General features: G+C 69.8%; 17 protein-coding genes. 7 read left to right on the top strand and 10 right to left on the bottom strand.

From position 1 onward, the window contains the following. The first annotated feature begins 144 nt into the window (after positions 1 to 144). Positions 145 to 1,548: a hypothetical protein gene (locus STROP_RS20070; protein ID WP_012015185.1), complete on the top strand. Its 1,404-nt coding sequence runs from the start codon at positions 145 to 147 to the stop codon at positions 1,546 to 1,548. Positions 1,549 to 1,635: 87 nt separating this feature from the next. Here STROP_RS20070 and STROP_RS20065 read toward each other — a convergent pair whose 3' ends face one another. After that, the gene (locus tag STROP_RS20065) at positions 1,636 to 2,016 is read right to left on the bottom strand and encodes a hypothetical protein (protein ID WP_018833866.1); all 381 of its coding nucleotides are present in this window, start codon (positions 2,014 to 2,016) and stop codon (positions 1,636 to 1,638) included. Positions 2,017 to 2,506: 490 nt separating this feature from the next. Here STROP_RS20065 and STROP_RS20060 point away from each other — a divergent pair, with 490 nt between their 5' ends. Further along, positions 2,507 to 3,598: a sulfite exporter TauE/SafE family protein gene (locus STROP_RS20060; protein ID WP_012015183.1), complete on the top strand. Its 1,092-nt coding sequence runs from the start codon at positions 2,507 to 2,509 to the stop codon at positions 3,596 to 3,598. A gap of 58 nt (positions 3,599 to 3,656) precedes the next feature. Here STROP_RS20060 and STROP_RS20055 read toward each other — a convergent pair whose 3' ends face one another. From STROP_RS20055 to STROP_RS20045, 3 genes are all read right to left on the bottom strand, one after another. Continuing rightward, positions 3,657 to 4,829, bottom strand: a complete 1,173-nt coding sequence (locus STROP_RS20055) for a serine hydrolase domain-containing protein (RefSeq protein WP_012015182.1) — start codon at positions 4,827 to 4,829, stop codon at positions 3,657 to 3,659. Positions 4,830 to 4,917: 88 nt separating this feature from the next. Continuing rightward, the gene (locus tag STROP_RS20050; protein ID WP_012015181.1) at positions 4,918 to 5,412 is read right to left on the bottom strand and encodes an OsmC family protein; all 495 of its coding nucleotides are present in this window, start codon (positions 5,410 to 5,412) and stop codon (positions 4,918 to 4,920) included. A 116-nt stretch (positions 5,413 to 5,528) separates the two neighbouring features. Next, the gene (locus STROP_RS20045; RefSeq protein ID WP_080516611.1) at positions 5,529 to 6,965 is read right to left on the bottom strand and encodes a hypothetical protein; all 1,437 of its coding nucleotides are present in this window, start codon (positions 6,963 to 6,965) and stop codon (positions 5,529 to 5,531) included. Positions 6,966 to 7,238: 273 nt separating this feature from the next. Between STROP_RS20045 and STROP_RS20040 the strand changes: the two genes are divergently transcribed. Continuing rightward, entirely contained in the window at positions 7,239 to 8,867 is a 1,629-nt protein-coding gene (locus STROP_RS20040; RefSeq protein WP_012015179.1) for an isovaleryl-CoA dehydrogenase, read from the top strand. Positions 8,868 to 8,879: 12 nt separating this feature from the next. On the opposite strand, the gene STROP_RS20035 is transcribed toward STROP_RS20040, so the two are convergent. Then, the gene (locus STROP_RS20035) at positions 8,880 to 9,497 is read right to left on the bottom strand and encodes a pyridoxamine 5'-phosphate oxidase family protein (protein ID WP_012015178.1); all 618 of its coding nucleotides are present in this window, start codon (positions 9,495 to 9,497) and stop codon (positions 8,880 to 8,882) included. A gap of 184 nt (positions 9,498 to 9,681) precedes the next feature. Between STROP_RS20035 and STROP_RS20030 the strand changes: the two genes are divergently transcribed. From STROP_RS20030 to STROP_RS20020, 3 genes are read left to right on the top strand one after another with little or no spacing between them, the layout of a single operon-like run. Then, positions 9,682 to 10,170 carry a DUF2231 domain-containing protein gene (locus STROP_RS20030; RefSeq protein ID WP_012015177.1) on the top strand — a complete coding sequence of 163 codons (489 nt, stop codon included), beginning with the start codon at positions 9,682 to 9,684 and terminating at the stop codon, positions 10,168 to 10,170. A gap of 14 nt (positions 10,171 to 10,184) precedes the next feature. Then, positions 10,185 to 10,718 carry an Hsp20/alpha crystallin family protein gene (locus tag STROP_RS20025; protein WP_012015176.1) on the top strand — a complete coding sequence of 178 codons (534 nt, stop codon included), beginning with the start codon at positions 10,185 to 10,187 and terminating at the stop codon, positions 10,716 to 10,718. 7 nt (positions 10,719 to 10,725) lie between these two features. Then, the gene (locus tag STROP_RS20020) at positions 10,726 to 11,856 is read left to right on the top strand and encodes a glycosyltransferase family 9 protein (RefSeq protein WP_012015175.1); all 1,131 of its coding nucleotides are present in this window, start codon (positions 10,726 to 10,728) and stop codon (positions 11,854 to 11,856) included. A 22-nt stretch (positions 11,857 to 11,878) separates the two neighbouring features. Here the strand turns inward: STROP_RS20020 and STROP_RS20015 are convergent, their stop codons facing one another. The 3 genes from STROP_RS20015 to STROP_RS20005 all read right to left on the bottom strand — a co-directional run bounded on the left by STROP_RS20015 (position 11,879) and on the right by STROP_RS20005 (position 14,977). Further along, the gene (locus STROP_RS20015) at positions 11,879 to 12,739 is read right to left on the bottom strand and encodes a glycosyltransferase family A protein (RefSeq protein ID WP_012015174.1); all 861 of its coding nucleotides are present in this window, start codon (positions 12,737 to 12,739) and stop codon (positions 11,879 to 11,881) included. After that, on the bottom strand, positions 12,736 to 14,424 hold the full coding sequence (rfaE2, locus tag STROP_RS20010; protein ID WP_012015173.1) for a D-glycero-beta-D-manno-heptose 1-phosphate adenylyltransferase: 1,689 nt from the start codon (positions 14,422 to 14,424) through the stop codon (positions 12,736 to 12,738). Before rfaE2 ends, STROP_RS20015 begins: the two co-directional genes overlap by 4 nt. A gap of 61 nt (positions 14,425 to 14,485) precedes the next feature. Further along, a complete protein-coding gene (locus STROP_RS20005) occupies positions 14,486 to 14,977 on the bottom strand; it encodes an NUDIX domain-containing protein (RefSeq protein ID WP_026275353.1) in 492 nt (163 codons plus the stop codon). Between the two features lie 83 nt (positions 14,978 to 15,060). Here STROP_RS20005 and STROP_RS20000 point away from each other — a divergent pair, with 83 nt between their 5' ends. Further along, a complete protein-coding gene (locus STROP_RS20000; protein ID WP_043535669.1) occupies positions 15,061 to 16,710 on the top strand; it encodes a fatty acid--CoA ligase in 1,650 nt (549 codons plus the stop codon). Between the two features lie 62 nt (positions 16,711 to 16,772). Here STROP_RS20000 and STROP_RS19995 read toward each other — a convergent pair whose 3' ends face one another. Both STROP_RS19995 and STROP_RS19990 read right to left on the bottom strand, forming a co-directional pair. Then, the gene (locus STROP_RS19995) at positions 16,773 to 17,498 is read right to left on the bottom strand and encodes an HAD family hydrolase (protein WP_012015170.1); all 726 of its coding nucleotides are present in this window, start codon (positions 17,496 to 17,498) and stop codon (positions 16,773 to 16,775) included. Positions 17,499 to 17,533: 35 nt separating this feature from the next. Further along, a complete protein-coding gene (locus STROP_RS19990) occupies positions 17,534 to 18,388 on the bottom strand; it encodes an SCO6745 family protein (RefSeq protein ID WP_012015169.1) in 855 nt (284 codons plus the stop codon). Positions 18,389 to 18,461: the final 73 nt, after the last annotated feature.

Genomic DNA, 18,461 nt, shown 5'->3' with positions numbered 1-18,461 from the left:
ATTCTTCGTGTTTACAATTGTATGGGGTGCATGTCTGTTTAGGTTGCGGGTGGCTGCTACCGCCGTTTGGTAGCCGAGGGGCGGCCCCCGTGGCGCGGGTGGTGGGTTCCTTGTGGCGTACGGGGGAAGGACGTCGAGTTCACGATGAGTTATCAAGATCAGACTCAGGGGCCGGTGCGGCCTGGCGGGAGTCGGGCGCGGTGGCGGTGGTGGGCGGTGGGGTTGGCCGGGGTGACCGGTCTGGCCCTGGGTGCCGTTGGTGTCGCCGCGAGTCCGGCCGTGGGTGCGTTTGGGCGTACCCTGACCGCCGCTGATGACCACGGTGGCGACCGCGGTAGGCGCGACGACACGAACAAGCGCGACGCGGGCAAGGGGGATGACAGGGGTAAGGGCGACGGTAAGGGCAGGGGGTCGCAGAAGCCGGCGGGTATCCCGGTGCCGTGTGACGCGGACGCGTTGATCGCGCAGATCACCCTGGCCAACGCCCGCGGCGGTGCCGTGCTTGATTTGGCCAAGGACTGCACCTACCTGCTCACCGCCGACATCGACGGTGCGGGGCTGCCCGCGATCACCGCCCCGATCACCCTCAACGGCGGCAAGAAGACCACCATCGAACGCGCCGCCGCTGTTGACGAATTCCGGATCTTCACTGTTGACGTTGGTGGTGACCTCACCCTCAACAAGCTGACCGTCACCGGCGGGCAGACCGACGGCGACGGCGGGGGGATCCTGGTCAACGCCGGTGGAGCGCTGACCACCACGCACAGCACCATCACCCGCAACATCTCCGGCGACTCGGGAGGTGGCATCGCCAACAACGGCACCACCCGGGTCAACCACTCCACAGTCAACCGCAACACCGCCAACGACACCAACGAGCAGGGAGGCGGGATCTACAGCACCGGACTCCTGGAGATCGTCAAATCCCACATCGACAACAATCTTTCTGAATTTGGCGGTGGCATCTACTCGTCCAGCAGCACGGTCACGGTCAAGGGCGGCACCATCTCCGGTAATCAGGCGGCCATCGGCGGCGGGCTGTACGTGTCCGGCGGTATCGGCGTGGTCACCGGCACCCGGATCGCCGGGAACTCCGCCGCCGACACGGGTGGTGTCCGGGTCTCCACTGTCGGGCAGGTAACGTTGCGGAAGGTAGCACTCACGGATAACACAGCGCAGACTGTTGGTGGCTTGGGAGTTTCCGGGCCCACCAATGGGGGCGCTTCCTTCGCGGTCGTCGAGGACAGTATCATCAAGAACAACATCGCTACGGAATTTGACGGCGGAGGGATCTTCAACGGGGGCCAGACGGTCGTGCGGAACACGAAGATTATCGACAACCAGGCCGACCGGGGTGGCGGCATCTTCAACTCCACTCAGGCCACGACTTCGCTCTTCTCGACAAAGGTCATCAAGAATATTGCCGTAACGAATGGTGGGGGTATCTTCAACGCCGCTGGTACGGTCGATCTCAACACCGCAACCGGTACTGTGGTGATCAAGAATCGACCCAACAACTGCGTCAACGTTCCCGGCTGCGCCGGATAACACTCCACAAACGGACGAAGAAAGAGATCCCGCCCCGTCGCCAAAGGCGACGGGGCGGGATCATCCCTCTATCGGGACCGTGGGTCCCTAGCCGCACTGGCCGTCTGGCTGCCCGTCACCACGCTGGCCGCGTCGCCCATCGGCATCGTCACCGTCGGACTCGCTGGCGATCCCGATCCGCTCCAACCGTTCCCGCACCTCGGTCGCGTGCTGCTGTGCGATGGTCATGTCAGCGCCGGCGGCCTGAAGCAGTTCGACGGTTGGCTGACTGACCCCGTAAGGATCCGCCATCGCCACCCCGGCCTGGATGCCCAGTAACACTGGGTCGTCGGTGATCGCCCGTACCGCGGCAACCGCCACCTCCTGCGGCAGGCCCCGACCTTCGCCGATGCTGTACCGGTTGGCTGTGCCTGCCAGTTCAGCCAGGAGCAACCGCTGCGGCTGCGGTAGCGACGGCATGTACACCATCCCATGACGGTACCCAGGTAGGGGCCCTGAGAACCCCCATCCGGCTGATCTCCGTCCGTACCAACAATCCGGATGGGCCGTTGGTGCGGCTTGCCGTGGCGGGTTCGTCCTGGTGTGAGGTCGGAGGCGGGCCCCGTCGGGAGCAAGCGGGCTGCCCGTAGCGGGCCCGTTCTCCTCGACTGACGGTGGGAACGAGCCCTCGTGGTTCTGTGGATCGCTGGTGGTGGTCCTGTGGAGGTCACGCTGCGTCAGGGTCGGAGCCCCGGGCCTTCAGGGGGCGGTGTGCGGCCTCTCCCAATCCAGCCCAATCCACCAGACCAGCCCAATCCATCAGAAGTGCGCCGGGTGCAACCGGAGCTGGGTGACCTGCCGGCCCGCCGCCCAATTCTTTTGTTTTGCTCTTTTTGGTCCTTGCCGAACGTCGGTGACTGTGAACGACTAGACCGCGGCCGATGATTCAGGGAATACTGTGGAAGGCGGGACGGCAGAAATGGTACGAGTGCCCCGAGTGTTGCTGGTGAACGCTGTTCTTGCGGCGATCGTGTGGCTGATCTGGGCAAAGGTGTGGGGGTGGGGCTACTTCACTCGACTCGAAGAGAACTGGCCGGTGGCGCTCACTATGGTGTTCGGCTCGCTGGTCGGTGGTGGGACCAGTGAGGGTGGTGGTGCGATTGCCTTTCCGGTGATGACGAAAGTGCTGACCGTGCCGCCGGACCAGGCGCGTATCTTCACCTTTGCCATTCAGTCGATCGGTATGACTGCGGCTTCGCTGTCGATCCTGTTGTGCCGGGTGCCGATAGAACGACGGGTGGTGCTGTACGGCTCCACCGCAGGAATACTCGGCGTGGTGCTCAGCGTGACGATGATCGCTCCACATGTGCCGCTGAAGCTGGTGCGGGTGCTGTTTACGATGCTGCTTGTGGCGCTCGCGGTAGCGTTACTGGTGCAACTGCGTCAGCGCGGATATCAGCGAAACTTCGTGGTGCCGACGTGGACTGGGCGGGAGCGCAATCTGGTCCTGGGTGCCGGCTTCTTTGGTGGGTTGCTCAGCGGCGTGGCCGGGGTGGGTGAGAACTGCGTCATGTTCTTGCTGCTCGTGTTGCTCTTTCGGGTGTCGGAGAAGGTGGCAACCCCGACCACGGTGGTAATGATGACGCTGGTGTCGATCGCCGCGTTTCTGACGCATGTGTTCGTCGTCCGCGATTTTACCGGATTTGTGGTTGACTACTGGATCACTGCCGCGCCGGTGGTGGCCGTGGGAGCGCCGTTAGGGGCGTGGATCTGTACCCGGCTGACGCCCCTGACGATCCGCGGGGTGCTGTTCGTGCTGATCTTCGCGGAGTTGGTCAGCACCCTCCTGCTGGTGCCGTTCACTCCCGCTATGGCCGTTGGCAGCGTGGCCGCGCTCGTACTGTTCACGATCGTCTGCCTGGTCCTGATCCGTCAGGACACGTACGCCCGGCCAGGGCCGGTCCGACTCGGGGATGTCACCTGGGCGGATGTGGGCGCCGGGGCCGCGGGGCGGCCGGCCGTACCCAACACTGAAGTCCGCAGCAGGGAGGACCTGCAGGATGTCGGATAGGTGCCCGGCCGGCGTCCCGTGCCCCGACCGGGGGCGAGGCACGGAACGCACCGGGGGCCTACCTGCAGAGAGCCGCGTCGACGGCTGCGTCCACCTGGTTGGCGCTGGTCTCGGTCGTCGGCGTCGAGGTGACGGCGAGGGTGACGGCACGGCCGTCCTCGGTGACGCCGCCGCGGGTCGTGAAGCCGGGGATGTCCCCGCCGTGGCCCCAGGCGCGGTCGCCGCAGGTCAGGTCCCAGCTCATCAGGCCGAGGCCGTAGCCGCGGCCGGGAAAGGCGGGGACCGTGGTGCGCATCTGGTCGAGTTCGGCGGGCCGGAGCAGGTCCCCGGCGAGGAGGGCGGCGAAGAAGCGATTGGTGTCGCTGGGGCTGGAGATCATCGCGCCGGCCGCCCAGCCCCAGGACGGGTCCATCTTCGTGACGTCCTGCAGCGGCTTGTCCGGGTCGTCGGTGAAGTAGCCGTGCGGGTGCCGGCCCCGGATGCCCTGTTCGCCGACGCGGGGGAAGTACGTGTCACGCAACCGGAGGGGAACGATGATGCGGTTGGTGACTTCCTCGGCCACCGGACGGCCGGTGACCTTCTGGATGAGCAGCCCGGCGACGAGGTAGTTGGTGTTGCTGTACTCCCACCTCGTGCCGGGTGCGAAGCTCGCCTTGTCCGCGAGGGCCAGGTCGAGTAGGTCGCGCGGCTCGAAGTAGGTGTGCCGGAGGAGGAAGAAGTCTGGGGCGATGTCGTCCACATAGCCGGGTAGGCCACTGGTCTGCTGCAGCACCTGCCGTACGGTGATCTGTCGCCCGTCGATGCCGTCGCCACGGATCAGGCCGGGCAGGTACGTCTCGATCGGTTCGTCCAGGTCGACCTTGCCCTCGCCGACGAGTTGCAGGACCACGGTGGCGACGAAGGTCTTGGTGTTGCTGCCGATGCGCACCCGCCCATCGACCGGCGGCTTCCGTCTGGTGTCGAGTTCGGCCACGCCGGCGGTGTAGTTACGGGTACGGCTGTCGGAGGTGCGGACGGCGGCGAGGGCGGCTGGGAACGTGCCCTCGCTCACGAGGCGGTCGAGGTCGGCCTGTACGCCGTCGCGGGGGTGGACGGTGTCAGCGCTCGCCGCGGGGGCGGCCCCACTGAGGGCAAGACCGCCGACGAGGGCGATCGACGACACGGCTGCCAGCACGCGTCGCCGGGTCGAGAACACCGTCGGGCGGCGGTGTGGGCGATTCCGGTCGGACATGGGAACAACTCCTCATTGCCCTCGTATCGAGGGCGGGCTCGTTGGGAGGAACCCAGTGTCGACGGACCGAGCTTCGATATCGATGCTGCTAGCTGGCCAGTTCTGGTGGTGGTAGCCGGACCGTTGTGCGCGCCTCGTGCCGCACCGGGAACGACACCGAGGCGGCGATGAAGCACCGGGCGTTCGCCTCGACATGCAGCTTGGTCGCCCGTTTGACCATGTCGACATCGGTGACCGTCACCACCGGGCGGAGTAGGACGTCGGTGAAGCGGGCGGCACCGGTGCCGTCCTCGCGCATCGTGCCGTGGGCGGCGTCGTGGTAGCCGACGACCACGACCTCGTTGACCGCGCACAGGTGCAGGTACCACAGCAGGTGGCACTGGCTCAGCGACGCGACGAGAAGCAGCTCCGGGTTCCACTGTCGCGGGTCGCCGCGGAATGCCGGGTCGGCGGAGCCGGCGAGGAGCGGACGGCCGGGGCTCACCGTGTCGTACGACCTGTCGTACGCGCGGTAGTCCGCCGTGCCGCGCCCACGGTCACCGGTCCAGGTGGTCGCGATCTCGTAGGTGTGGGTCCGGTTCATGGACGGATTCTGGCAGGAGACTCGTCGTTTCTAGATGGCTCGGTCTCGACCCGCCGGCGGAGGGCCCGTTCCGACCGGCTGCCGGTGGAACGGGCCCTCGTGGTTCTGCGGCTTCGCTATCCGGCGCAGCCGGGGACGTTGACGCAGTTGTTGGGTCGGTTCTTGATGACGATGGTGCCGGTGGCGGTGTTCAGGTTCACCGTGCCAGCGACAGCGTTGAAGATGCCCCCGCCGTCGGTGAGGGCGATGTTCTCGACCACCTTCGTGGCGAAGAGGCTGATCGTGCCTTCGTTGTAGATGCCGCCGCCGATGTCGGGGGCTTGGTTGCCGATGATCTTGGTGTGTCGTATGACTGTTTGGCCTGCGTTGTAGATTCCTCCGCCGCCGGCTACAAGGGTATTGGTGTTGTTCTTGATGATGCTGTCCTCGACGACAGCGAAACTTTCCGATTCCACGAACAAGGCACCGCCGAGGGCCGATGCGGTGTTGTCGGTCAGGTTGACCTTCCGCATCGTGAGTTGTCCGTCGCTCTCGACCCGGGCGGCGCCACCGCCACTGCTGCGGGCCGTGTTGTTGGTGAACGTGGTGCCGGTAACCGTGCCGATGCCGCCGACTACCCGCAATGCGCTGATGTTCGCGAAGTTGCCGGAGATGGTGCCGCCCTTGACGGTGACGGTGCTGGTGGCTGAGGAGATGCCGCCCCCACCGCCATTGGTGACCGTGTTGTTGTCGATGTGGGACTTGACGACTTCCAGCAGGCCGGTGCTGTAGATTCCGCCGCCCTCCGTGGCGGCGGTGTTGCGGTCGACTGTGGAGTACTTGACTCGGGTGGTGCCGTTGTTGGCGATGCCGCCGCCTGAGCCGCCGGAGATGTTGCGGGTGATGGTGCTGTGCGTGGTGGTCAGCGCTCCACCGGCGTTGACCAGGATCCCCCCGCCGTCGCCGTCGGTCTGCCCGCCGGTGACGGTCAGCTTGTTGAGGGTGAGGTCACCACCAACGTCAACAGTGAAGATCCGGAATTCGTCAACAGCGGCGGCGCGTTCGATGGTGGTCTTCTTGCCGCCGTTGAGGGTGATCGGGGCGGTGATCGCGGGCAGCCCCGCACCGTCGATGTCGGCGGTGAGCAGGTAGGTGCAGTCCTTGGCCAAATCAAGCACGGCACCGCCGCGGGCGTTGGCCAGGGTGATCTGCGCGATCAACGCGTCCGCGTCACACGGGACCGGAATCCCCGTCGGCTTTTTCTCCGAACCCTTGCTCTTCTCCCCGTCCTTGCCCTTCTTCCCGTCCTTGCCCTTGTCGTCGTGCTTGCGCTTACCCCCGTCGTGCTTACCCGCGTCCCGCTTGCCGCGGTCACCGCCGCGGTCGCCACCGTGATCATCGGCAGCGGTCAGGGTGCGCCCGAGCGCATCCGCGGCCGGACTGGCAGCAACGCCGACAGCACCCAGGGCCAGACCGGTCACCCCGGCCAACCCCACCGCCCACCACCGCCACCGCGACTTCGCCCGACGTCCAACCGGCCGCACCGGCCCCTGAGTCTGGTCCTGATTACTCATCGTGAAATCGATGTCCTTCCCCCGTGAGCGACAAGGACCCACCACCCGCACCACGGGGGCGACCCTCGGCTACCAAGCGGCGGTAGCAGCCACCTCGCAACCTAAACCGGGCAAATGGCATGAATAAACATGAACGCGAAAAAACAGCTGAAAAGGTATGCTGATGGTTCGCCGTCAACAGACCTTTCGCGGGCACCTCTGCGCCGACGATGATTGACCGCGGGTGCGATCTTTGCCGAGCGGGTCGCGTCGACCCGGGTGGGGAGGGCCAGCGTGCCGACGCACGAGGTGTTCAACCAGGTGCCGCCCCTGGTCGACTACGACGTGGCGGACGACCCGGCGTTGCGTTCCGGGCTGGCCCGGGAGGGGGCCGGCTGGGCCGCCGCCGAGCTGCACGACCTCGGCCGGCTCGGCGGCGCCGCGGCGGCGATCGAGCATGGCCGGTTGGCCAACGAGTACCCACCCGTACTGCGTAGCCACGACCGCTACGGGCACCGGGTGGACGAGGTGGAGTTCCACCCGTCCTGGCATGAGCTGATGCGGACCGCGGTGACCTACGGCCTGCACGCCGCGCCCTGGGCCGACGACCGGCCGGGAGCGCATGTCGCCCGCGCGGCGAAGTTCTACACCTGGCGGCCGGATGCCGGGCACGGCTGCCCGATCTCGATGACCTACGCGGCGGTGCCGGCCCTGCGGCACGCCCCGGAGCTGGCCGCACGGTACGAGCCGCTGCTGACCGCCACGACGTACGACCCGGGGTTGCGTCCGGCGCTCGGCAAGCACGGCCTGCTGGCGGGCATGTCGATGACCGAGAAGCAGGGCGGTTCGGACGTCCGCGCCAACACCACGATCGCCCAGCCGGAGGCGGACGGCAGCTACCGGCTCGTCGGGCACAAGTGGTTCACCTCCGCACCGATGTGCGACCTCTTCCTGACTCTTGGTCAGGCCCCGGGTGGGCTGACCTGTTTTCTGGTGCCCCGGGTGCTGCCCGACGGCACACGCAACCCGCTTCGGTTGATGCGGCTCAAGGAGAAGCTGGGCAATCGGTCGAACGCCTCCGCAGAGATCGAGTACGAGCACGCGGTGGCCTGGCGGGTCGGCGACGAGGGGCGCGGTGTGCGCACCATCATCGACATGGTCAACCTCACCCGGCTCGACTGCCTGATCGGTGCCGCCGCCGGGATGCGCCAGGAGGTCGTCACCGCGGTCCACCACGCCCGCCACCGGCGGGCGTTCGGGCGCCAACTGGTCGACCAGCCGTTGATGCGTACCGTCCTCGCCGACCTGGCGGTGGAGTCGGAGGCCGCGACCGTCCTGATGCTGCGGCTCGCCGGTGCGACGGACCGCGCTGCCCGGGGTGACGCCGACCAGGCGGCCTTCAGACGGCTCGGCGTCGCGGTCGGCAAGTACTGGGTCTGCAAGCGGTGGCCGGGCCACGCCGCCGAGGCCTTGGAGTGCCTGGGTGGCAACGGGTACGTGGAGGAATCCGGAATGCCCCGCCTGTTTCGGGAGTCGCCGCTGAACTCGATCTGGGAGGGTTCCGGCAACGTGGCCGTCTTGGACGTGCTGCGCGCGCTGACCCGCCAGCCGCGGGTGCTGGCCGCGTTTGAGGCAGAGGTGGATGCCGCCGCCGGTGCGGACGCCCGGCTCGACGCCGCGGTCCGGCGGCTGCGGGCGAGCCTGGCTGACCCGGCCGACGCCCCGCTGCGGGCGCGGCACCTGGTGGAGCGGCTCGCCCTCGTCCTACAGGGGGCGCTGCTGGTACGCCACGGTCACCCGGCGGTTGCCGAGGCGTTCTGCGCGTCCCGGCTGGGCGGTGCGCACGGCTACGCGTACGGCACGCTGCCAGCCGGGGTCGATCTCACGGCGATCATCGACCGCGCCACGCCGAAGGTGGGCTGACCGGGCGGGCGGTCAGGTGTAGAGGCGGCGGGCGTACTCCGGGCCGTAGTAACTCTGTAGGTCGGCCAGGCTCTCCGCGCGGACCTCGACCTCCTTGGCCAGGCGGGCCCGCGACGGCAGAACCTCGGGCGTCCAGGTCTGCGGGCTCCACAGCTGCGACCGGAGGAATGCCTTCGCGCAGTGGTAGAAGATCTCCTCGATCGCTACCACCAGGGCCAGGATCGGCCGGTGGCCCTTGACCGTCATCGAGTCGAAGAAGGGCGCCTCCCGGACCAGTCGGGCCCGACCGTTGATCCGCAACGTGTCGGTGCGCCCGGGAATCAGGAAGATCAGCCCGACGTGTGGGTTGTCCAGGATGTTGTGGAAGCCGTCGGCCCGTCTGTTGCCGGGTCGCTCCGGGATGGCGATGGTGGTGTCGTCGATCGGCAGGGCGAATCCGGGCGGGTCCCCCTTCGGTGAGACGTCGCAGGTGCCGTCCGCGCCGGCCGTGGCGACCAGGCAGAACGGGGAGGCGGCAAGCCACTGCCGGTCCCGCTCGTGCAGGTGGGTCCGTTCCTTCGTGGCGGCCTGGGCCGTCGGTACGCCCAGTAGCTCCCGCAACTCCTCGTGCATGGTGATGTCTACCGTCACGCGGCCCTCCCTCGTCCGTTGACCATGGCGGCGGTGCGTCATCGGCAGTCTAGGTGGCCTCGACCGGGGTGAGGTTTGCCCGGTGTGGTGGAGGGTACCCGCCGCACCCGATCCGGCAGTAGGACCACAAACAGGGCAGGTAGGACCAACGAGCGCCGGCAGGACCGAACAGTGGAGGCCCGGTATGGAGAGCCGACTCAAAGTGTTGGGTCACCCCCTCCACCCAATGCTGGTGATGTTCCCGGTCGCCCTGCTCGCCACCGCCGTGCTCTTCGACGTGGTCGACACCGTCGGCGGGCCCGACTTCCTCGGTGAGGTCGCCTACTGGAACCTCACCGTCGGCCTGGTCGGTGGCCTGCTGGCCGCGGTGGCCGGGACGTTCGACCTGCTCGCCATCCCGACCGGCACCAGAGCCAAGCGGGTGGCGCTCACCCACGCCGCCGCGAACGTGGCGCTGATCCTGCTCTTCGCCGCGGTCTGGGCGGTCCGGCTCAACGCCGATACCCGGGCCGCCGGCGGCGCGCTCATCGCGATCGAGATCGTCGCCTTGGCCATCCTCGGGATCAGCGCGTGGCTCGGCGGAGAACTGGTTGACCGCCTCGGAGTGGGGGTCGACCGGGACGCCGACCTGGACGCGCCCAGCTCCCTGCGGCCCTCGGCAAGCACCCAGTGAATAGGAGAAGTGTGATGAGTGAACCCGGCGGCGGGATCGGCCAGGGCAGGCGCGGACGGCAGCAGGGGTGGGACCCGATGGGCGAGTTGCATTCGCTCCGCGCCGAGCTGGGGCGGCTGGTCGGGGGCCGGTCGGACCTGACGGACCTCCAACTGGACGAGACAGCCGACGGTTGGGAGGTGGTTGTTCGGCTGCCCGGGGTGGCGCCCGACGAGGTGGCGGTCGAGCTGGACGACCGTGAGCTCTGCGTACGGGCCCGGTCGGAGGCCGAGGTCAACGCCGACTACGGGATCCTCGACGGCTCCGAGGCCCGTGCGTTCGTGTACCGGGTGGACCTGCCGTCCCGGGTGGACCCGGAGGCCATCGACGCGGTGATGGATCACGGTCTGCTCCGGATTCGGCTGCCCCGGACCGCCCGACCCGAGCCCCGCACCATCACCGTCGGGCACAGCGGTGCTCGCGGCGTCGACGGCGATACCCCGTTCCCGGTCGACCCCGCCGTCAACCGGGAGCTGCACCAACCGAACGTCGAGACCGGCCGGCCGTAGCGCGCCGATGGTCGCCCCGCACCTGCTCGGCCCCACCGCAGAGCGCGTACCCGAGGTGGAGCGGATCGCCGTGCTGCGGGCCAACGCGCTCGGGGACTTCATCTTCGTCCTGCCGACGCTGGCCGCGTTGCGGGCCGCGTACCCCGCCGCGGAGATAGTCCTGCTCGGCGCGCCGTGGCACGCGAAGCTCTGGCGCGACCGGCCGGGTCCGGTGGACCGGGTCCTGGTGGTTCCGCCGGCTCCCGGAATCCGTCACCCGGAGCCGGACGAGCCGGAGTCCGGGTTGGCGGACTTCCTCGCCCGGGCCCGCACGGAACGCTTCGACCTGGCGTTGCAGGTGCACGGCGGTGGGGCCAACTCCAACCCGGTCGTGGCCGGTCTCGGGGCCCGGGTGACGGCAGGTCTGCGGGCAGAGGACGCACCGCCGCTGGACCGCTGGCTGCGATACGTCTACTACCAGCACGAGGTGATCCGCTACCTGGAGGTGGCGGCCCTGGTGGGGGCACCGGCGACCACGGTTGTCCCCGCCCTGGCGGTCACCGACGCCGACCGGGCCGAGGCGGCCGAGGTGCTCGGCCCGGCGGACCGGCCCCGGGTGGCGCTGCACCCGGGTGCCACCGACACCCGTCGACGCTGGCCGGTCGAGCACTTCGCGGCCGTCGCCCGGCAGCTGCACGGGGACGGGTACGAGGTGCTGGTCACCGGCACCCCGGTGGAACAGGAGGTGGTGGACCGGGTGGTGGCGGCGGCCGGGGTGCCGCTGCGGCCGGAGGTCGGCACGCTCAGCCTCGGCGGGTTGGCCGGCTGCTACGCCGGCTGCGCGCTGGTGGTCGCCAACGACACCGGGCCGCTGCACCTGGCGGCGGCGGTCGGCACTCCCACGGTCGGCATCTTCTGGGTCGGCAACCTGATCACCACGGCGAGCCCGCTGCGGGGCCGGCACCGCCCGATCACGTCCTGGACGGTGCACTGTCCGGTCTGCGAGGTCGACTGCACCCCGGGTAGCTACCCACACCGGCCCGGCGATGGCGAATGCCCACACCGCGACTCGTTCGTGGCCGAGGTCCCGGTGATCGAGGTCCTCGAAGCCGCCCGCGACCTGCTCGCCGACGGAGAACAGCCGGCCTCGACGCTTTGAGGCACGGTGTGCCGCCCACCGGTCAGGCCTGTTCGAGGAGCACCTCCCACGCCTCAATCTCACGTTCGGTGACGGTGGTCGGTGACTCCAGGTGGAACGCCCCGCTGGGCAGGACGCCGGCACCGCCGTGTCGCTCCAGCACAGCGAGTTGGGCGGCGACATCCTCGCCCTGGTGCTTCTCCGGCACCCGTCGCCAGAAGTCGAAGCCGCCCGCGTCGACCAGCTTTTCCCGGTCGTACAGCACACAACCACCGATCCAGGACACCTTGTACGCCCGCCAGGAGCCGCGTGGCAGGCGTAGCCGCTCGGTGACGTGCAGCAGGTTCGCGGCTGGGTGGAGCAGTGCGCGCTCCCACTCTGGGGTGCCCGGGCGGATCCGCTCCGGCGCCGGCGGCCCGTCCCACTCTTCGTAGTGCCGGTGTGTCTCGGGGCGGATGTCGTGCCGGTACGACAGGCCGTGTACGGCGTTGCCGACGAACCCGCAGCCCAGCTCCGCGATCGCGGTGACCAGCCGGCGCAGGGTTCCCGGTGCCAACCACACGTCGTCGTCGAGGCAGAGCACGTAGCGGGCGGTGGAGGCGGCCAGCAGCGATGCCCGGTGCTCGGCCATTCCGCGTCGGGGCAGTCGGCGGGTCAGCAGGACCGGGTGCCCCTGGTGGCGCAGGACCCGGACCATCGTGGCCACGGCCGGGTGCGCGTACGCGGGCGCGTCGTCGGACTGGTCGCTGACCACCACCCCGAAGTCCGGTACGCCTTCCTGGGCGGCGAGCCCGGAGAGGGTGACCGCCAGTTCGGCGGGGCGGTTTCGGGTGGGGACCAGTACGTCGAGGTGCCGGTCGGCGCGGAACTCGTCGGAGGTGCCGTGCTCGAGGGGTCGGCTCACGCCTGCCCCGCCACCGATGCGCTGCCGCCGTACGCCCGGATCCGGTCGATGATCGCCGAAGTGGAGCGGTCCGGCACGTAGCCGAGGGTGCGGACCTGACCACCGAGCCGGCGCACCAGGGGCGCCTCCGGCACCAACTCCGGCGGGTAGTCCCCGCCCTTGACGTAGATGTCCGGCCGGATGGCCTCGATGAGCCGGGCGGGCGAGTCCTCCTCGAAGACCACCACATGGTCAACGTGGGTCAGCGCCGCCAGCAGGGCCACCCGGTCCTCGACCGGGTTGACCGGGCGGTCCGCGCCCTTGAGCCGGCGGACGCTGCCGTCGGCGTTGACCGCCACCACGAGCAGGTCACCGAGGGCGCGGGCCTGCTCCAGGTAACGCACGTGTCCCGGATGCAGGACATCGAAGCACCCGTTGGTGAAGACGACCGAGCGACCCGCGCGGCGGTGTGCCCCGGCGATGGTCGCCAGCTCGTCGGCGTCGACGAGGGTCGGCCGGCCGCCGGCATCGGTACGGTCGAGCGCGGTGAGCAGGTCCTCCCGCCGGCAGACACAGGTACCGGTGTCGGAGACGGTGATGGTGGCCGCGAGCTGGGCGAGCTGCGCGGCGGTCGGTAGGGGAGCGTCGGCGGCCAGGGCGAGGGTCATCGCCGCCAGGTAGGCGTCTCCGGCTCCCACGGTGTGGCTGGCCGGCATCGGGTTGCTGTGGCTACGGCTGGACTCGCCGTCCGAGCCGGCGACGACCGCGCCCTCGGTGTCCAGCGTTACCGCCACGACATCCGCGCCGGTGTGCTGCCGCAGCTCCGCCAGGCGGGATTCGGCGAGCACCGCCCGGTCCAACCCCGCGTCGGCGGCGTCCCCGCTCGTCTCGGGGCCGGTGCCCTCGTCAGCGTCGGCGACCCGACCATCGCCGGGCGCGACGCCCACGGTCAGCTCGGAGGGGCCGTCGGCGAGGGCGCCGTCCAGGTGGTCCAGGTGCAGGTCTCCGCCCGTGGGGCAGGTCGCGGTGCGGGCGAGCAGCCGGCTGGCCTCGGCGAAGCTCGGAGTGACCACGGTCGGGGCGAGCCCACGCCAGTCGGCAAGGTCATGCGCGTCCAACGCGACCGTCGCGTACCGCTCCCGGTTGGCGACCAGCCACGCACGCACCGGTGCGGGCAGGGCCCCCAGCGCGTAGTCGCAGACCACCAGGGTCGGTGCCGCGCCGCCCGCCGCGTGCAGCTCCGCGGTTGCGCAGGTGAGGGCATCGAGCAGCCGAGCTACTCCGGCGTCGTCCAGGGGCTCCGCGGGACCACCGGAGTCCTCCCGCAGCAGGATCTGGCTGCCGGCGAGCATCCGCCGCTTGACCGGGGTCGGGCGGTTCGGTTGGCTGACCGTGCGGTCCCACACGCCGGCCCGGTCCAGGCAGTCGTGCACCTCGTCGCCGGCCACGTCCGCGCCGATCGGGGCGACCAGCGCGGCCCGTCCGCCGAGCGCGGCGATGTTGACGGCGGTGTTCGCCGCACCGCCCGCGGCGGAGATCCGGCGGCGTAGCGTGAGGATCGGGGCCGGCGCCTCCCGGCAGAGCCGATCCGAGTCGGCGAACCGCCACTCGTCGAGCATGGCGTCCCCGACGACCAGGACGGGGCGTCCCAGCCAGCTCTCCACCACGGCGGCGAGTCGGTGCTGTTCCGCTGCTGCTCCTGCCATGTCCGTCCGGGTCCCCACCGGTCCGCCGGGCCAAACCTGGCGGTGTGTGAGCGGCGGCGGACTACTTGAGGATCAGGCGGTTTGTCTGTTCGAAGACATCCAGGTCGGCGAGGGTCTCCGGGACGCTGGCCGACAGCGGGCTGGGCAGGTGGCCGCGGTCGAAGAAGGCGGCATCGGTGGTCTCGTCGGTCATCCGGACCACGTCTCCGTCCCACTCCTCCACCCGGAACGCGGCGGTGAAGATCTGGTACGTGTGCCCGTACATGTTGGTGTGGGTGCGGTCCGGCCCGGTGTAGAGGGCGAAGGCGCTGACCCGCAGGGCGCGCAGCCCGGTCTCCTCCCGGACCTCCCGCACCGCGCAGTCGGCGATCGACTCACCCAACTCCATCGCCCCCGCCGGCATGGCCCAGTGCCCGTTGTCGGCGCGCTGGATCAGCAGGATCCGGCTTGCGTTGTCCCGCACCACCGCGCGGGCACCGACGAACATCAGCGTCCGGTCGCCGGCGAGGGCGCGTAGCTGCCCGACGTAGGAATCTGCCCAGGAAATGCTCACCCCGGATAATCTACGCACCTTCGGCGGGGCGAGATGGAGATCCGGGCTTCCCAGATGTGACCGGCGACACTAGTTTGTTGCTCATGCGGAGCACGATGATGGATGCCCCTCTCCAGGTCTCCCGGATCCTTGGCCACGGCGCCACCGTGCACAGCGCGACCGCGGTGGTCACCTGGACCGGAGCCGAGTCACGCCGGATGAGCTACGCGGACGTGGCGCGCGCGGCCGCCCAGCTGGCACACGCGTTGCGCGACGAGTGCGGGGTGACCGGGGACGAGCGCGTCGCCACCTTCCTGTGGAACAACACCGAGCACCTGGTGGCGTACTTCGCGGTGCCGAGCATGGGCGCGGTGCTGCACACGCTCAACATCCGGCTTCTCCCGGACCAGGTCGCCTACATCGCCAACCACGCGCAGGACCGGGTGGTGCTGGTCGACACGACACTGATCCCGCTGCTGGCGAAGGCCATCGGCGACATGACCACCGTCCGGCACGTGGTGGTGGTCGGCGACGGTGATCCCGCCCCGCTGGTCGCGGCGGCCGGCAACCGGATCTCCGTACACCACTGGGACGCCCTGCTGGCCGGGAAGCCCGACACCTACGACTGGCCGGATGTGGACGAGCGCTCGGCCGCCGCGCTCTGCTACACCTCCGGGACCACCGGCAACCCCAAGGGGGTGGCCTACTCGCACCGCTCGCTCTACCTGCACTCACTTCAGGTCTGCATGCCGGAGTCGTTCAGCCTCGGGCCGGAGGACCGGGTGTTGGGCATCGTGCCGATGTTTCATGCGATGTCCTGGGGGCTGCCCTACGCGGCGTTCCTCTGCGGCGCGTCGCTTCTCCTGCCAGACCGCTTCCTCCAGGCCGCCCCGATCGCCGAGATGATCGCCACCGAACGGCCGACCGTCGCCGGTGCCGTCCCCACCATCTGGACCGATCTGCTCGCCCACCTGGACAGCCACGATGTCGACACCAGCTCCCTGGGTGAGGTGATCGTGGGTGGGTCGGCGTGTCCACCGGCCCTGATGCACGCCTTCGAGGAGCGGCACGACATCCGGATCATCCACGCCTGGGGCATGACCGAGACCTCTCCGCTCGGTTCGGTGGCCCGCCCACCGGCCGGCGTTGACGGCGCGGAGGCGTGGCGGTACCGCTACACCCAGGGTCGGGTCCCGGCCGGAGTCGAGGCCCGGATCGTCGGCCCGCAGGGCGAGCCGTTGCCCGCCGACGGGACGTCCGTGGGTGAGCTGGAGGTCCGCGGGCCGTGGGTGACCGGGCGGTACGTCGGCGACGAAACCCCGGATGAGGAGACGTTCCGGGATGGCTGGCTGCGTACGGGTGACGTGGGCACCCTCTCCTCGGATGGCTACCTGACCTTGACCGACCGGGCGAAGGACGTGATCAAGTCCGGCGGCGAGTGGATCTCCTCGGTGGAGCTGGAGAACGCGTTGATGGCCCACCCGGATGTGGTCGAGGCCTGCGTGGTGGGGGTCCCAGACCAGCGTTGGGGCGAACGGCCGCTGGCGACCGTGGTGCTCCGTGAGGGGACGAAGGTCGGGGTTGAGGAGCTGCGGAGCTTCCTCGCCGAGTCGGTGGCCCGTTGGCAACTCCCCGAGCGCTGGGCGGTCATCGACGCCGTGCCGAGGACCAGCGTGGGCAAGTTCGACAAGAAGGCGGTCCGGTCCCGGTACGCCGAGGGGGACCTTGCCGTCCAGGAGTTGGCCTCCTCCTAGCCGCCACCACTGTCGCGGTCAGGGGGGCGGCCCCGGCGTTCGCACCGCGCCGGGGCCGCCCGCTAAGCGGGGCGACCCGCACTGTCATTGTTGCGAGAGTCATTCGTCTTTGTCCTCGTAACCGGGGAACTGGCGTCGTGGACCGTCGCCACGGTCTCCGGTGTCAGCTCGCCGATCGAGGAGAGCACCACCGCGGCGAGTCGCTCGGCCTCCGGCTCCAGCGGGTACGCCCCGTGCGGTACCGCCACCACGGCCATCCCCGCGGCAGCGGCGGACCGGACTCCGTTGGCGGAGTCCTCGACCGCGACACAGCGGGCCGGCTCGACACCGAGCCGCGCGGCGACCGCCAGGTAGACATCCGGAGCCGGCTTGCCGTGCGCGGTCTCCTCGGTCGACAGCGTCGCGCCGAAGGTGTCACCCAGCCCGGTCGCCTCGAGCGCGGCCCGGATCAGCTGGGTGGGGGAGGAGCTGGCCACGCCCAGCGGCCACCGCCCGGCGGTCCGGCGCACGGCATCGACGGCCCCGTCGATCAGCGGTACGCGGTGCGCGTACCGCCGGGACATCTCCGCGACCACCTCGGTGGCGACCTGCTCGGCCGTTCGGTCGACGCCGAGCTCACTGCTGAGGTAGCGGGACCACTCACCGGTGCTCATGCCCATCAGTCGGCGCTGCGAATCGGCCTGCCAGGTGCCGCCGTGCGCCGTCACGTACGCCCGCCGGACCTCCTCCCAGACCGGTTCGGAGTCCACGATCACACCGTCCAGGTCGAAGATCACCGCAGCCACCATGCCCTCATCCTGCCGGACCGGGCCACCGGTGTCGGTTAACCCAGCGAGGGCAGGCCGATCGGGTTGTCCGGCGGGATGATGGTGTGCGCCGCCCGGACCACCGGGTCGAGTAGCTCCTGGAGCCGGGCGCTGCGCTCCGGGCCGAGTTCCCGCCACGGGTGGGTCGCCGCCGCCTCGGTGGCCGCCTCGACGGCGTCGAATCCGGCCCGTCCCCGTTCGGTCGGTTCGCCGTCGGCGGTCAGCCAACCCCGGTCGTGGAGCCGGCTCCGGGCCGCCGCCCACTCCTGCTCGGTCCAGCCCCGGCCGAGCAGGCTGGCCGCGGACATGCCCACCGCGATCCGCCAGGCCAGTGTCTCCACCGGGTCCAGGTCGGCCGCGACGAGCGCGGCGATGTGCCCGTCCCCGCGGTGCTCCCGCAGGACCGTCGCCGCCTGCCAGAGCCGGGCGAGCGGGTATTCGCCGCGCGGCAGCGCCGCGTTCGCGGCTCCCAGCACCCGGCCCGCCGTCCTGGTCGCGCCCGCGGCGGCCTCGAGCAGGTCGGCGGTCTCCGTGAGGTGGGACTCGGGCAGCTCGTAGGTGAGCTCGGCGAGAGCCTGAACAGCGCCGGTGAGTCGGGCGCGTAGGGCCTCCTCCGGGGATGCCAGCTTCCAGACCGCGGGCAGCGCACGCTGCACCATGTGTGGGGCGAAGTGGTAGAACGCCGCGGCCACCGGTGCCGCGGTGGTGGCGCCGAGCGGCGCGGACCGGCCGGCGAAGTAGCCCCGCCAGTAGCCGCGTAACCCGGTCGCCTCGTACGCCGCCCGGGCCCGGGGATGGAAGTACGTCACCGCGTGGACCGGCTCGAAGTGGGTCCACATCAACCGGGTCATCCGCTCCGCGTCGTCTGTCATGCGCACCTCCGCGTCCGTTCCGGCACCTGGGTGGCCTATCTGCCCCCCGGTTCGACGAACCTACTGCCGTTCG

Origin of the sequence: Salinispora tropica CNB-440 (assembly GCF_000016425.1) — a bacterium.
GTDB classification, from domain to species: domain Bacteria; phylum Actinomycetota; class Actinomycetes; order Mycobacteriales; family Micromonosporaceae; genus Micromonospora; species Micromonospora tropica.
The sequence above is the reverse complement of the archived record's forward strand: the minus strand, read 5'-3'. Positions and strand labels throughout refer to the sequence as shown.